This is a genomic window from Polaromonas sp. CT11-55 (genome assembly GCF_047303325.1).
In the GTDB taxonomy this organism is placed as follows: domain Bacteria; phylum Pseudomonadota; class Gammaproteobacteria; order Burkholderiales; family Burkholderiaceae_C; genus Polaromonas.
The window spans coordinates 19480-32760 of record NZ_JBKBEX010000007.1 but is presented as its reverse complement, the minus strand read 5'-3'; the positions used below and the strand labels follow the sequence as shown (position 1 = coordinate 32760).

The window sequence follows — 13281 nt, the reverse complement described above, 5'->3', positions numbered from 1 at the left end:
GGCAACCCCTACGGCAACCCCTGACCATTTTGCGAACAAAAACAATCAATTTCCGGCTCGCCATCATCTGCCTGATGGCGGCTTCCGTGGGGTTGTCCATCGCCATCATCAGCATCGCCAAGCTGCTCTTGCTGCTCTGCGCCGTGGCGGCCCTGCTCTTGCGCAAAGGCCTGTCCCCGGACGGCGTGCCCCTGACAAAAACCTTCACGCTGCCGGCCGTGCTGGCCGTACTGCTGGCCTTTGTGCTGAGCCTGTTCTGGACGGTCGCCCCGCTGCAGGAGGCCGCGGGTTCCCTCGCCAAGTACGGCAAGCTCCTGATCATCCTGGCGATGATGGCCTTGATCCGGGACCGGCGCGAAGCCACGTATGCCCTCGCGGCTTTCGCCATCGCGCAACTGCTGGTGGTGATCAGTTCCTGGATGCTTTTCGCCGACATGCCGGTTGCCTGGGCCACCTCCCGCACCACCGTCACCCACTACACCGTCTTTTCAGGCTATCTTGACCAGGGCATCATGAGTGCCGTGTTCGCCGCGCTGTGCTGGCATTTGCGGGACCTGATGCCCGGCCGCTTCGGCCCGCGAATCGCCGTCGCGGTGGCCGTTCTCTCCCTGGCCAATGTGTTCTTTGTCATGGTCGGCCGCAGCGGCCAGCTGGTCGGCGTCGCGCTGCTGTCCCTGGCCATCATGTGGCAACTGCCCAAAAAGTACCGCATAGTCATCGCCGTACTGCCGTTTTTGCTTGTGGCAGTCCTGTTTGCCAGTTCGCCGGCCATGCGGGAGCGACTGACGCTGGTCAAGACGGAGGTGCAGGCCTACTCGACCCAAAACAACGAAAGCACCTCGTCGGGTGTGCGGCTCGCGTTCTGGCGCCGGGCGGCCCAGGTGATTATCCAAAGGCCCCTGGCCGGGGCGGGCGTTGGAAGCTGGAGCAGCGAGTACGACCGGCTGGAGCGCCAGGACAATCCCCAGCACAAGGACATCAACCGCGGCAGCAATCCGCACCAGGAATACCTGCTCTGGGGCGTGCAGCTCGGCATTCCCGGCCTGCTGCTGATCGCCGGCTTCATGCTCTCGGTGCTGCGCGACACCCTGAAGATGGAAACACCCTACGCCCGGGCCGCGCAGTCCGCCATGCTGGCGCTGGCTGTGGCCTGCCTTTTCAACTCTACCCTTTACGACGGCCTGATCGGCGATTTCTTCTGCGTCGTGATCGGCCTGCTGCTGGCATTGGGCCTGAGCAAACCCGCTGTGCCGCCCCCACCCCAACACGCAACGTGAGCTCCTCCACCGACACCCAAAACCCCGCCGCACCCGCCAGGCTGACCCTGTGGCGCCGCCTCGCGAGGGTCTGGCCCTACTTCAGCGGCTCCCGCACGGGCTGGGCGCTGGCTGTGGGCGCGACCATCGTCGCCTCGGCCACCGAGCCCTTTGTGCCGGCCCTGCTCAAGCCCCTGCTGGACCGCGGCTTCCAGAAGGGCGCGCTGGATCTCTGGCTGGTGCCTGTGACCCTGATCCTGCTGTTCGCCGTGCGCGGCATCTCCGGCTTTGTGGCGCAGTACGCGCTGGCCAAGGTCACCAACGAGGGCCTGCAGTCGCTGCGCCGGGCGATGTTCAGCAAGCTGCTGAGCTCGCGCCTGTCGCTGTTCGCGGACCAGTCCTCCAGCGCCCTCGCCAACACCGTGGTCTACGAGGTGTTCAACGGCTCGTCGATGATGATCAACGCAGTCATGAAGCTGGCGCGCGACGTGCTCACGCTGGCGGCGCTGGTGGCCTACCTGCTGTTTCTCAACTGGAAGCTGATGCTCATCGTCTCCCTGCTGTTCCCGGCGGTCGCGCTGGTGATCCAGCTGCTGACGCGGCGCCTGTACCGCCTGACCCGCGAAAGCCAGGTGGCCACCGACAACCTGGCCTATGTCGTGGAAGAAAACGTGCTGGCCCACCGCGACGTGCGCCTGCACGGCGCGCAGGCCGGCCAGGCTTCGCGCTTCGAGGCGCTGAGCAACACGCTGCGCCGCCTGTCCATCAAATCCACCGTTGCCTATGCCGGTATGAGCGCCATCACCCAGGTGCTGGCCGCCATGGCCCTGTCGGCGGTGATCTCCATCGCGCTGCTCCAGGGCTCGGAAAACACCACCACGGTGGGCGGTTTTGTGGCCTTTGTAACGGCCATGCTGCTGCTGATCGCGCCCATCAAAAGCCTGTCCGACGGCGCCACGCCCATCACACGCGGGCTGGCGGCGCTGGAGCGCGGGTTGGACCTGGTCGACCTGGTCGAGGACGAAAGCAGCGGCGGCTTCACGCAGGCCAGGGCGGCCGGCGATATCGAGTTGTCCGGTGTGAGCGTGGCCTACAAGCCGGATGCGCCGCCGGCGCTGGACCAGGTGAGCCTCTCGATACGCGCCGGCGAGACCGTGGCCCTGGTGGGATCATCCGGCTCCGGCAAGACCACCCTGGCCAGCCTGCTGCCGCGCTTTGTCGACTACAGCGCCGGCAGCATACGGCTTGACGGCATCGAATTGCGGGACTGGAACCTGGCATCGCTGCGCTCGCAGTTCGCCTTCGTGAGCCAGCACGTCGTCATGTTCAACAACAGCATGGCCTTCAACGTCGCGCTGGGCCAGTCCTTTGACAGGGACAAAGTCGTGCGCTGCCTGGCCGCCGCCAACCTGGGCCAGCTGCTTGAAGAATTGCCGCAAGGCATAGACACGGTGCTGGGCCACAACGCCATGCAGCTGTCCGGCGGCCAGCGCCAGCGCCTGGCGATTGCCCGGGCGCTGTACAAGGATGCGCCGGTGCTGATCCTCGACGAAGCCACCTCGGCCCTGGACACGGAGTCGGAAAAAGCCGTGCAGGAAGCCATACAGCGGTTGGCCTCGGGCCGCACCTCGCTGATCATTGCCCACCGGCTGTCCACCATCCAGCACGCCGACCGCATCATCATGATGAACGCCGGCCGCATCGTCGAGCAAGGCAGCCATGCGCAGTTGCTTCAAAATAACGGCGCCTACGCCCACCTTTACCGCCTGGGCTTCCAGGGCGCAGCCTAGAAAGTCATTCCCCGATGCCAGTCTCCATCAGCGGCTTTACCTTTATTCGCAACGGCGTGGGCCTGGGCTTTCCGTTTGAGGCCTCGATACGCTCCCTGCTGCCCCTGGTCGATGAATTCGTCGTGGCCGTTGGCAAAGGCGAGGACGACACGCTGGAGCGCGTGAAAGCCATCAACGATCCAAAAATCCGCATCATCGAAACGCTCTGGAACGAGCGCATGGCCGACCGCGGTTTTGTCTATGCCCAGCAAAAAATGATCGCGCAGTATTCGTGCACCGGCGATTGGGCTTTCTACCTTGAAGGCGATGAAGTCGTGCACGAGGCTGAGCTCGCCGCCATACGCGCCAGCGTCGAGCGTCACCACAACAACCCGGCCGTCGAGGCGCTGGTTTTCGACTACCTCCATTTCTACGGATCGCCCGACTGGATTTCCATCAGCCCCGGTTGGTACCGCCGCGAATGCCGTTTGATCCGCAACACGATACGCAGCTACGCGCCCGATGGCCAGTACTGGCTGGTCACCACCCAGCACAAGCGCGGGCGCAACCCGCACGCCGCGCTGGCCAACGCGCACATCTACCACTATGGCTGGATACGCCGCAACGAGGAAATGCAAAAGAAACTGGACCAGGTCAGCAAGTACTGGGGCGAAGCCCGGGCCGCGCAGATCACCTACAGCCAGTTTGACCGCCGCGCCCTCGCCCCCTTCACCGGCACCCACCCCGAGGCGGTGAAGCAATGGCTGGCGACGGAAGCAGAGCCTGTGCTCAATATTGACCCGGCCTACAAACCCACGCCCAAGGAAAACAAGTACCACTTCATGCGCCAGGTGGAAACGCTGACCGGGCTGGACTTCAGCCGCAAGCACTTCAAGCTCGTCGCCTGAAACCGTACACGGCTCAGGGCGGCGAACCCTTGGCCGCGAGGGCTGAAAAATACAGCGCCTCCTGCTGCAGCGCGATTTCGCGCCACTGGTAGCGCTCGGCAAAGGCCACGGCACCGCGCGACAGGGTTTCCCTCAGCGCCGGCTGGCCCAGCAAGTCCCCCAGCACCCGCGCCAGCTCGCCCGCATCGCGCGGGTCGTCCAGCAAGAGTGCGTTGGCGCCCTGCGCCAGCAGCCCGGCAATGCCGCAATACTTCGCCCCGCTGACCACCACCGGCAGGCCGTGGGCCATGGCCTCCAGCACCACCATCGCAAACGTGTCCTCGAAGGTGGGATGCACCAGTACATCGGCCGCCTCGTAGGCCGGGCCCACGTCCTTGAGCGCACCCAGGAAAACCACCCGCGCGCCCAGCTTCAGCGTGTCGGCGATTACGCGGAATTCGGCGATATGCGCCGGGTTGCCCACCACCGCCAGCACCACCTCGCCCGGCAACTGGGCCAGCGCCCGCAGCAGGCCCTCCAGGCCTTTCTTGCGGTAATCATTGCCGACAAACAGCAGGCAGGTACCTGCGGCCGGCAAACCCAGCTTTGCCCTCGCCTCTGTCTTGCGGCTCGCGCTGATGGGCAGTTGCGGCATGTTGATGCCTGGCGTGACAACGGAAAGCGCGGGACGGCTGGCCGGGTAGGCGGCCTCCATGATGGGACGCAGGCTTTCGGAGGTCACCACCACCTGCCGGCCCGGGCGGGGCGCATAACGCGCGCGCTCCAGTCCCAGGTAGGCCAGCAGGCGCGGGCTGGTCACGACCTTGATCCAGCGCAGGACGCGGCGCACACCGTGGCGCCCCTGGAACAGGCTGTGCTTGACGGGCAGCACGTGCACCGTCTGCACCTCGCCATGCCAGGTGTTTTCATGGGAATGCACGATGTCAAAGCCGCTTCGCGTCGCCCACCAGCTGGCCGTGGCAAACCACAGCTGGTTGATCCAGCGAGGCTTGCGCAGCGGGGCCGACACCTTGTGGTAGCTCACGCCCGGCCACTGGTGGTCGATTTCCTGCGCGAACACATGTACCTCATGCCGGGCCGACAGCTGCTCGACCAGGGCGATGGAATAACGCTCCGCGCCACCGCCCGTCGGCGAAAAAGTCCGGTTGAAAACGGCAACGCGCAGTTTCCGGGGTACAGGCTGGTTCATTTTTTCCGGCGGTCTTCGTAGGCCGTGGCGACCTTGAGCCAGAACACCGGCAAGCTGGTCGTGCGCAGCACCGGCACCCGCGGCAGCTGCAACAGGTCCATTCCCTCGTGGCAGCGGCTGCGCTGCGTGGTGGTGGCGGTGGCAAAGCCCAGCGTCCGCGCCATTTCCACATGGCCGGCATTGAAGTGGCCGAAGGGATAGCAAAAATGCGCCACCGGGCTGCCCGTGACCGCCTCCAGCCCGCTTTTGCCCTGCACCATTTCCTCGACACAGCCCGCCTCGTCGGTTTCCAGCAGGTTGGCGTGGCTGCGGGTGTGCGAGCCTATCTCCTGCCCGCCCGCCACCCACTGGCGGATCTCACCCTCGTCCATCAGCGGCGTCTGCGGGATGCCGATGTTCTGGTCCCAGATGTTGGTCTTGCCCAGCAACCCGCTGACCGCGTAGCAGGTGGACGAAAACCCGTGCTTCACCAGCACCGGCAGCGCATGGCTGAGGTTGTTGCGGTAGCCGTCGTCAAAGGTGATGCCCACCACCTTGCCGCTGCGCTCGCCGCGCAAATAAGGCATCAGACCGCCCATGGACAGACCCGTGTAGCCCAGGCGCTTGAGCCAGGCCATTTGCCGCGCGAACGCCGCGGGCGCCACATAAAGCCCGCGAAACGGGCTGCTGCCCTTGGGCGGGGCTTCGGCGATCTGGTGGTAGACCAGGATGGGAATGGGTTGGCGGTTCAGGGTCGGCATGAAGAAAGAAACATTCAGAGCAGGACGATGTCGTATTGCTCCTGCGCCATCGCGGCCTCGGCCTGCAGGGAAATCGGCTTGCGGATGAAATCGCTGAGGCTGGCCAGGTGCTGGCTTTCCTCGTCGAGGAAAAGTTCTATCACCTTGGGCGAGGCCACCACCCGGAACTCGCGCGGGTTGAACTGTCGCGCCTCGCGCAGGATTTCACGCAGGATGTCGTATGTCACGCTGCGCGCGGTCTTGACCACGCCCTTGCCCATGCAGGCGCTGCAGGGTTCGCAGAGCTGGTGCGCCAGCGATTCGCGGGTGCGCTTGCGCGTCATCTCGAGCAGGCCCAGCGCCGAAAAACCGTTGACCGTGGTCTTGATGCGGTCGCGCGCCAGCTGCTTCTGGAATTCGGCCAGCACCGCCTCGCGGTGGTTTTCCTTGATCATGTCGATGAAGTCGACGATCACGATGCCGCCCAGGTTGCGCAGCCTGAGCTGACGCGCGATGGCCTGCGAGGCTTCCAGGTTGGTTTTGAAAATTGTGTCGTCAAAATTGCGCGCGCCGACAAAACCGCCGGTGTTCACGTCCACCGTGGTCAGCGCCTCGGTCTGGTCGATGATCAGGTAGCCGCCCGATTTGAGATCCACGCGCCGGCCCAGCGCCTTGGCGATTTCCTCGTCGATGTTGAAGAGGTCGAAAATCGGCCGCTCGCCGCCGTAGTGCTGCAGCTTCTGCACGGTGGCCGGCATGAATTCCGAGGCGAAGGTCCTGAGCTTGTCGAACTGCTCGCGCGAGTCTATGCGTATGGTCTGCGTGCCCTCCACCACCAGGTCGCGCAGCACGCGCTGCAGCAGATTCAGGTCCTGGTGCAGCACCGAGGCCGGCGGCATGCGCAGCGAGGCGTCCTTGATGCGCGCCCAGGTCTTGCGCAGGTAGGTGATGTCCTCGGCCAGCTCGGCATCCGTCGCGTCCTCGCCGTTGGTGCGCAGGATGAAACCGCCACCCATGTCGCCGGCCAGGGCCTGCACGCGCTGGCGCAGTTCCTCGCGCTGGCGGGGCGGTATTTTCTGCGAGACGCCGACGTGGTTGTCCTGCGGCAGGAAGACCAGCAGGCGGCCGGCGATGCTGATCTGCGCCGTCAGGCGTGCGCCCTTGCTGCCTATCGGGTCCTTGAGGACCTGCACCATCACCGCCTGGCCTTCAAAGAGCTGTTTTTCGATAGGCTGCAGCGAAGCCATGGCCGGCGACGTAAGGCCGCCCGCCGCCTGGGCGTCGCTGTCGGCATGGCGGCTGTTGATGCTGCTCATGAGGTCGGCCACGTGCAGAAAGGCCGCGCGGTCCAGGCCGATGTCGATAAAGGCCGACTGCATGCCGGGCAGCACGCGGGCGACCTTGCCCAGGTAAACATTGCCGACCAGGCCGCGTTCCAGGGTGCGCTCAACGTGAAGCTCCTGCACCGCGCCGTGCTCGACCACCGCCACCCGGGTTTCCTGGGGCGACCAGTTGATCAGGATGTCTTGTTGCATGGGGGTCCTGAAAAATGTGTGTGGAGAGGCTAAAGCCGGAAGCCGGCGGCTTTCAGCAAAAGCGCCGTTTCCCTCAGCGGAAGCCCCATGATGCCACTGTAGCTGCCGTCTATGCGGCTGATATGCATGGCCACCCTGCCCTGCACCGCATAGGCGCCTGCCTTGCCCATGGGCTCGCCGCTGGCGACATAACTGCGGATTTCGGCCGGCGTCAATTCGTCGAAACTGACCTTAGAGCTGCTCAGCGCCTCGAAACGGCGGCGCCCGGCCTGCACGGCCACAGCCGTCAACACGCGATGCGTGCCGCCCGACAGCTCGCGCAGCATGCGGGCCGCGTCCTTGGCGTCCTCGGGCTTGCCGTAAATCACGCGCCCCATGGCCACCGTGGTGTCCGAGCAGAGTATGGGCGCCGGCGGCAGCTTGCGCCGTTTCATGCGGGCGACCGCCGCATCGAGCTTGAGGCCGGTGACGCGCTGGACGTAGGTGGCGGGCGCTTCGTTTTTGAGCACCGCCTCCAGCGATTCGGCGTCTTCATCGGCGTCCGGCAGCAGCAGTTCGTGGCGTACGCCGAGTTGCTCCAGCAGTTGCCGCCGCCTGGGGCTTTGCGAGGCCAGGTAGATGAAATCAGGCATGAACGGGACTATTCGCGATGATAAGGATGGTTAATCGTGATGCTCCAGGCCCGGTAAAGCTGCTCAATGAGCAGCACACGCACCATGGCATGGGGCAAGGTCAGGTCCGACAGGCGCAGCCGCTCGTGCGCGGCCTGCTTGAAACCCGGGTCCAACCCGTCGGGCCCGCCTATCACGATGGCCACGTCGTCGCCCGACAGCTGCCAGGCTTTCAGCCTTTCGGCCAGGGCCACGGTGGTGACGGCCGTGCCGCGTTCATCGAGCGCCACGACACGGGTGCCGCGCGCGATGCTGGCCTCTATGCGTCCGCGCTCGGCGGACAGCAGGTTGTCCAGGGTCTTGGAGGCGCGCGGCTCGGTCTTGACAGCCTTGAGCTCGACCTTGATTTCCGGCGGAAAGCGTTTGGCGTAGTCTTCATAGGCCGTCTGGGCCCAGTCGGGCACCTTCTGGCCGACGGCTACGATCGTCAGCCTCATTTGCTCCGGGGAGCGGTTTTCCTGGCGGCGGGTTTCTTGGCCGCGGTCTTGGCGGCTGTTTTGGCCGCCGTCTTGCGCGCGGCGACCTTTTTGGGTGCCGGCACCTTGATGATGGGCGTCTTCACCGCGGGCTTGGCGGCCGATTTGCCGGGTGCGGCCTTGGCGCCGGCACGGGCCGGTTTGGCGGCGGGTTCGGCCGCCGTCGCGGTCGCGTTGCGTTTGGCGGTCCAGTCGTTGCTCTTGCCCACCCGGCCCACATAGCTGGAGTCGGCGGTTTTGGCAGGCGCTTTTGCTGCCGATTTGGCTGCGGTCTTGGCGCCCGGCTTGGCGGCCGTTTTTGCACCGGCGCGGCTTGCCTTGGGTTTGGCCTCGGGTTCAGCGTCGGCCCTGGAGGCCTTCACCAGCGGCGCGGGCGCGCCCAGCTTGAGCTTGATGGGCTTGTCGCCCCAGATCTCTTCGAGGTGGTAGTACTGGCGTATGGCCGGCTGCATGATGTGCGCCACGGCGGCGCCGCAGTCGACGATGATCCATTCGCCGTTGTCTTCACCCTCGATGCGCGGCTTGGCGAAGCCTGCATCACGCACCGCATCGCGCACGCTGGCGGCCAGCGCCTTGGTCTGGCGGTTGGAGCTGCCCGTCGCCACGATCACACGCTCGAACAGCGAAGTGATGTGTTCGGTGTCGAAGACCTGGATGTCCTGCGCCTTGACGTCCTCCAGGCCATCGATGATGGCACGCTGCAATTTCTGCACATCCTTTTTGTCGGTGGCGGCGGAGGTTTTGGCGGTGGTGGAGGTCATGCAGTGATGTGCTTCGATAAGGTAAGGAATTAATGGGAACGGTACAGCTGGTGCAGTGAAATATAACGTGCAACGGCTTCAGGAACCAAGCGGGTAATTTCCCCGGCTGTCGCAGCGCCCGAGGCCGTCAACTGGCGGATCTGGGTGGCGCTCACGGGCATCAGGGGGAGATCGAGCAGCGTAAAACGGCTGCTGCGGCTTTCATAGGCCTCAAACTGAGGCTGGGCCGGCATGGATTGTGCACGGCCAGCTATACAAATTATAGCAATATCCAGGATATCCTGCCAGCGGTGCCATTGCCGGAAGGCGGCGAACTGGTCGGCGCCTATAAACAGGTAGATCTGGGCGCCCGGGTTCTCCGCCTGCAGCGCCAGCAGCGTGTCTATGGTGAAGGTCGGCCCGGGGCGCTGCACCTCGCGCTCGTCCACCTGGACATGGGGAATGGACTCAAACGCCAGCCTGGCCATGGCCAGGCGGTGCGCCGGCGCGCTCAGGGCCTGTGACTTGTGCCAGGCATGGCCGGTGGGCACCACATACAGCGTGTCCAGGCCGAACTGCGCGATCGCCGTACCGGCCAGAGCCACGTGGGCGTTATGCGGCGGGTCGAAAGCGCCGCCGAAAACGCCTATGCGCCTGCCCGGCGGAAGCGGCTGTGTGCTCAAACCCAGTCCCGCCTCGGCAAAAACTCGGTGTAAAGCCGCTCTTCAGGGCTGCCGGCCTCAACGCCGCGCTGGTAGGACCAGCTCGCCAGCGGCGGCATGGACATCAGGATGGACTCGGTACGCCCGCCCGACTGCAGGCCGAAATGCGTGCCGCGGTCCCAGACCAGGTTGAATTCCACATAGCGGCCGCGCCGGTAGAGCTGGAATTCGCGCTCCCGCTCGCCGTAAGGCATGTCCTTGCGCCGCTCCACAATGGGCAGGTAGGCCGGCAAAAAGGCATCGGCCACCCCTTGCATCAGGGCAAAGCTGCGCTCCGGGCCCAGTTCCTGGAAATCGTCAAAAAACACGCCGCCTATGCCGCGCTGCTCCTGCCGGTGCTTGAGGTAGAAATACTCGTCGCACCACTGCTTGAAGCGCGGGTATTTGTCCTCACCGAAAGGCGCCAGCGCGTCCTTGCAGGCCTGGTGGAAATGCACCGCGTCCTCTGCAAAGCCGTAATACGGCGTCAGGTCCATGCCGCCGCCGAACCAGCAGACCGGCGCATCGGGGCTGGCAACCGGCGTCGCGGCCAGCATGCGCACATTCATGTGTACCGTCGGCACATAGGGGTTGCGCGGGTGGAACACCAGCGAAACCCCCAGGGCCTCAAAGGGCGCGCCGGCCAGTTCGGGCCGGTGCTGCGTCGCCGAGGGCGGCAGCTTGGGCCCGCGCACATGCGAAAAACCGCAGCCGGCGCGCTCGAACACATTGCCCTGCTCCAGGATCATGGTCAGGCCGTTGCCCTGCAGGGGCTCGCCCGGCTCCTTCTGCCAGCGGTCGGCCGTGAAAGCCCGGCCGTCGATGGCGGAAATGGCGCCGGTGATGCGCTGCTGTAGCGCCAGCAGAAAGTCTCTAACGCTTGAAATATCGGTCATGCTGAGGTGTTCCCCGGGGGACGGAAGCCGCACAGCGGCCTCCGTACAGTGGTCAGGGCTTGAGCGCGCGCCAGCCTATGTCCTTGCGGTACTGCGCGCCGTCAAAGCGTATGCCCTGGGCGACTTCGTAGGCGCGCTGCTGCGCGGCTTTCACCGTGCCGCCCAGCGCCGTCACGCAGAGCACGCGGCCGCCCGCGGTCAGCGTCGTGTCGCCGTCCTTGCGGGTGCCGGCGTGGAACACCATAGCGTCCTCGGGCGCGTCGGCGGGCTTGACCAGGCCGTGGATGGCATCGCCCTTGCGCGGATTCAGCGGGTAGCCGTGCGCGGCCATCACCACGCCAAGCGCGGGCCTGCGGTCCCAGTCGAGCTCGATCTGGTCCAGCGCGCCCGAAGTCGCGGCCATCATCACGTCGAAAAGGTCGGTCTTGAGCCGCATCATGATGGGCTGGGTTTCCGGGTCGCCCATGCGGCAGTTGAATTCCAGCGTCTTGGGTTTGCCTTCGGCGTCAATCATCAGGCCGGCATACAGAAAGCCTGTGAAAGGAATGCCGTCTTTCTCCATGCCCTTGATGGTCGGCAGGATGATCTCGCGCATGGCGCGGGCATGCACCTCGGGCGTGACCACCGGGGCCGGCGAGTACGCGCCCATGCCGCCGGTATTGGGGCCTTCGTCGCCGTCCAGCAGGCGCTTGTGGTCCTGGCTGGTGGCCATGGCCGCCACGTTCTTGCCGTCGCACATCACGATGAAGCTGGCTTCCTCGCCCTGCAAAAACTCCTCGATGACCACGCGCGCGCCGCCCTCGTTGTGCGTCACGCCCAGCGGGTTGAAGTCCGGGTTGGGCGCGAGCATGAACTCGATGGCCTCGTGCGCCTCCTGCAGCGTCATCGCCACCACCACGCCCTTGCCTGCGGCCAGGCCATCGGCCTTGACGACGATGGGCGCGCCTTTTTCGTCCACATAGGCATGGGCCGCGGCCGCGTCGCTAAAGGTTTCGTATTCGGCCGTGGGGATGCCGTGGCGCTTCATGAAGGCCTTGGAAAAAGCCTTGGAGCTTTCGAGCTGGGCGGCGGCCTTGGTCGGGCCGAAGATCCGCAGACCGTGCGCGCGGAACTCATCGACCACGCCGGCGGCCAGCGGCTGCTCGGGGCCGACCACGGTCAGCGCGATCTTTTCGGCCGCAGCCCATTCGCGCAGCGCCTTCACGTCGGTGATCGCGATGTTTTCCAGCCGGGCGTCAAGCGCGGTGCCGCCGTTGCCGGGCGCGACGTAGACCGCCTGGACTTTCGGGGACTGCGCCAGTTTCCAGGCCAGCGCGTGCTCACGGCCGCCGCCGCCAATAACAAGAACTTTCACGGGAGGTTCAATCTAAAAAACAGCAAATAGCTGAGGTACACAACAAGAATAAATACGATGCCGAAAATGACCTTGGCGGCCACCCTGGCGCGGCGTTGGATGTCCAGCGCCTGGTCGTTGACTTTGCCGGCTTTCACGATATTGGCGCGGGTTTCGTCGACCAGCGACTTCTGCATGGCCAGCGATTCCTTCTGCAGCGCGATCGCCTCGCTGCGCAGGCGGTTGCCTTCTTGCAGCAGGGTTTCAATGCGGGCCAGCCGTTCGGAATCATCCATCATCTCACTCCCGACCTTCAGCTTTCGAGGACCGCGTTGTGGAACACGTCCTGGGTGTCGTCCAGGTCTTCCAGCACATCCAGCAGTTTTTGCATTTTGCGGGCGTCCTCGCCGCTGAGCTCTATGGTGTTGTCGGCGCGCATGGTGACCTCGGCGATCTCGGGCTTGAGGCCGGCGGCCTCCAGCGCGTTGCGCACGGCCTCAAAGCCGGTGTAGGGCGTGAGCACCTCGATGGCGCCGTCTTCGTGCGTGATCACGTCGTCCGCGCCGGACTCCAGCGCCACTTCCATGATCTTGTCTTCGCTGGCGCCGGGCGCGAAAATAATCTGGCCGCAGTGCTTGAACTGGAAGGCCACCGAGCCTTCGGTGCCCATATTGCCGCCGTGCTTGGAAAACGCGTGGCGCACTTCGGCCACGGTGCGTACCTTGTTGTCGGTCATGCAGTCGACGATGATGGCCGCGCCGCCTATGCCGTAGCCCTCGTAGCGCACCTCTTCGTAATGCACGCCTTCCAGGCTGCCGGTGGCCTTGGCGATGCCGTATTTGACGTTTTCATTTGGCATGTTGGCCGCTTTGGCCTTGTCCACCGCCAGGCGCAGCCGCGGGTTGGTGCCCAGGTCGCCGCCGCCCATGCGGGCCGCCACCATGATTTCGCGCATCACGCGCGTCCAGATGCGCTGGCGTTTTTCGTCCTGTCGGCCCTTGCGGTGTTGAATATTCGCCCATTTACTATGACCAGCCACGACAGAAACCCTTTATTCAGTGATTAATTGATTTAATCTACAAACCGCA

At 64.9% G+C, this 13281-nt stretch carries 14 protein-coding genes; 3 read left to right on the top strand and 11 right to left on the bottom strand.

All coding sequences use genetic code 11. The annotated features are described in order from the left end of the window. Positions 1-29 precede the first annotated feature (29 nt). Genes ACEN8I_RS08995 through ACEN8I_RS08985 form a run of 3 tightly spaced genes read left to right on the top strand, consistent with a single transcriptional unit; the run spans position 30 to position 3933 of the window. Positions 30-1277 carry an O-antigen ligase family protein gene (locus ACEN8I_RS08995; RefSeq protein ID WP_413328021.1) on the top strand — a complete coding sequence of 416 codons (1248 nt, stop codon included), beginning with the start codon at positions 30-32 and terminating at the stop codon, positions 1275-1277. Then, the gene (gene msbA / locus ACEN8I_RS08990) at positions 1274-3046 is read left to right on the top strand and encodes a lipid A export permease/ATP-binding protein MsbA (protein WP_413328019.1); all 1773 of its coding nucleotides are present in this window, start codon (positions 1274-1276) and stop codon (positions 3044-3046) included. The genes ACEN8I_RS08995 and msbA overlap by 4 nt, the downstream gene beginning before the upstream one ends. 14 nt (positions 3047-3060) lie before the next feature. Continuing rightward, positions 3061-3933, top strand: a complete 873-nt coding sequence (locus ACEN8I_RS08985) for a glycosyltransferase (RefSeq protein ID WP_413328018.1) — start codon at positions 3061-3063, stop codon at positions 3931-3933. Positions 3934-3946: 13 nt separating this feature from the next. Here ACEN8I_RS08985 and ACEN8I_RS08980 read toward each other — a convergent pair whose 3' ends face one another. Genes ACEN8I_RS08980 through ACEN8I_RS08930 form a run of 11 tightly spaced genes read right to left on the bottom strand, consistent with a single transcriptional unit; the run spans position 3947 to position 13232 of the window. Next, on the bottom strand, positions 3947-5122 hold the full coding sequence (locus tag ACEN8I_RS08980) for a glycosyltransferase family 4 protein (RefSeq protein WP_413328016.1): 1176 nt from the start codon (positions 5120-5122) through the stop codon (positions 3947-3949). Continuing rightward, positions 5119-5862, bottom strand: coding sequence for a polysaccharide deacetylase family protein (locus tag ACEN8I_RS08975; RefSeq protein WP_413328015.1), 744 nt, complete (start codon positions 5860-5862; stop codon positions 5119-5121). The genes ACEN8I_RS08980 and ACEN8I_RS08975 overlap by 4 nt, the downstream gene beginning before the upstream one ends. Positions 5863-5876: 14 nt before the next feature. Continuing rightward, the gene (gene rng, locus ACEN8I_RS08970; RefSeq protein ID WP_413328014.1) at positions 5877-7376 is read right to left on the bottom strand and encodes a ribonuclease G; all 1500 of its coding nucleotides are present in this window, start codon (positions 7374-7376) and stop codon (positions 5877-5879) included. Between the two features lie 29 nt (positions 7377-7405). After that, positions 7406-8008, bottom strand: coding sequence for a Maf family protein (locus ACEN8I_RS08965; RefSeq protein WP_413328013.1), 603 nt, complete (start codon positions 8006-8008; stop codon positions 7406-7408). Between the two features lie 8 nt (positions 8009-8016). Beyond that, positions 8017-8484: a 23S rRNA (pseudouridine(1915)-N(3))-methyltransferase RlmH gene (gene rlmH, locus ACEN8I_RS08960; RefSeq protein WP_413328012.1), complete on the bottom strand. Its 468-nt coding sequence runs from the start codon at positions 8482-8484 to the stop codon at positions 8017-8019. Beyond that, positions 8481-9284 (bottom strand): ribosome silencing factor, encoded by an 804-nt coding sequence (gene rsfS, locus ACEN8I_RS08955; protein WP_413328011.1) that lies wholly within the window; start codon positions 9282-9284, stop codon positions 8481-8483. Before rsfS ends, rlmH begins: the two co-directional genes overlap by 4 nt. Positions 9285-9313: 29 nt before the next feature. Further along, complete coding sequence (nadD, locus tag ACEN8I_RS08950; protein WP_413328009.1) at positions 9314-9946, bottom strand: nicotinate (nicotinamide) nucleotide adenylyltransferase; 633 nt, start codon at positions 9944-9946, stop codon at positions 9314-9316. Then, on the bottom strand, positions 9943-10860 hold the full coding sequence (gene hemF / locus ACEN8I_RS08945; RefSeq protein WP_413328008.1) for an oxygen-dependent coproporphyrinogen oxidase: 918 nt from the start codon (positions 10858-10860) through the stop codon (positions 9943-9945). Before hemF ends, nadD begins: the two co-directional genes overlap by 4 nt. Before the next feature lie 52 nt (positions 10861-10912). Then, positions 10913-12214 (bottom strand): phosphoribosylamine--glycine ligase, encoded by a 1302-nt coding sequence (purD, locus tag ACEN8I_RS08940; protein ID WP_413328007.1) that lies wholly within the window; start codon positions 12212-12214, stop codon positions 10913-10915. Further along, positions 12211-12489: a hypothetical protein gene (locus ACEN8I_RS08935; protein ID WP_413328005.1), complete on the bottom strand. Its 279-nt coding sequence runs from the start codon at positions 12487-12489 to the stop codon at positions 12211-12213. The genes purD and ACEN8I_RS08935 overlap by 4 nt, the downstream gene beginning before the upstream one ends. A gap of 17 nt (positions 12490-12506) precedes the next feature. Beyond that, entirely contained in the window at positions 12507-13232 is a 726-nt protein-coding gene (locus ACEN8I_RS08930; protein ID WP_413328003.1) for a YebC/PmpR family DNA-binding transcriptional regulator, read from the bottom strand. Between the last annotated feature and the right edge of the window lie 49 nt (positions 13233-13281).

Excerpts from the sequence above, each read along its gene's own strand:
- ACEN8I_RS08985 (WP_413328018.1), top strand. The coding sequence starts at position 3,061 with ATGCCAGTCTCCATCAGCGGCTTTACCTTTATTCGCAACGGCGTGGGC.
- ACEN8I_RS08980 (WP_413328016.1), bottom strand. The coding sequence starts at position 5,122 with ATGAACCAGCCTGTACCCCGGAAACTGCGCGTTGCCGTTTTCAACCGG.
- ACEN8I_RS08975 (WP_413328015.1), bottom strand. The coding sequence starts at position 5,862 with ATGCCGACCCTGAACCGCCAACCCATTCCCATCCTGGTCTACCACCAG.
- rng (WP_413328014.1), bottom strand. The coding sequence starts at position 7,376 with ATGCAACAAGACATCCTGATCAACTGGTCGCCCCAGGAAACCCGGGTG.
- ACEN8I_RS08965 (WP_413328013.1), bottom strand. The coding sequence starts at position 8,008 with ATGCCTGATTTCATCTACCTGGCCTCGCAAAGCCCCAGGCGGCGGCAA.
- rlmH (WP_413328012.1), bottom strand. The coding sequence starts at position 8,484 with ATGAGGCTGACGATCGTAGCCGTCGGCCAGAAGGTGCCCGACTGGGCC.
- rsfS (WP_413328011.1), bottom strand. The coding sequence starts at position 9,284 with ATGACCTCCACCACCGCCAAAACCTCCGCCGCCACCGACAAAAAGGAT.
- hemF (WP_413328008.1), bottom strand. The coding sequence starts at position 10,860 with ATGACCGATATTTCAAGCGTTAGAGACTTTCTGCTGGCGCTACAGCAG.
- ACEN8I_RS08935 (WP_413328005.1), bottom strand. The coding sequence starts at position 12,489 with ATGGATGATTCCGAACGGCTGGCCCGCATTGAAACCCTGCTGCAAGAA.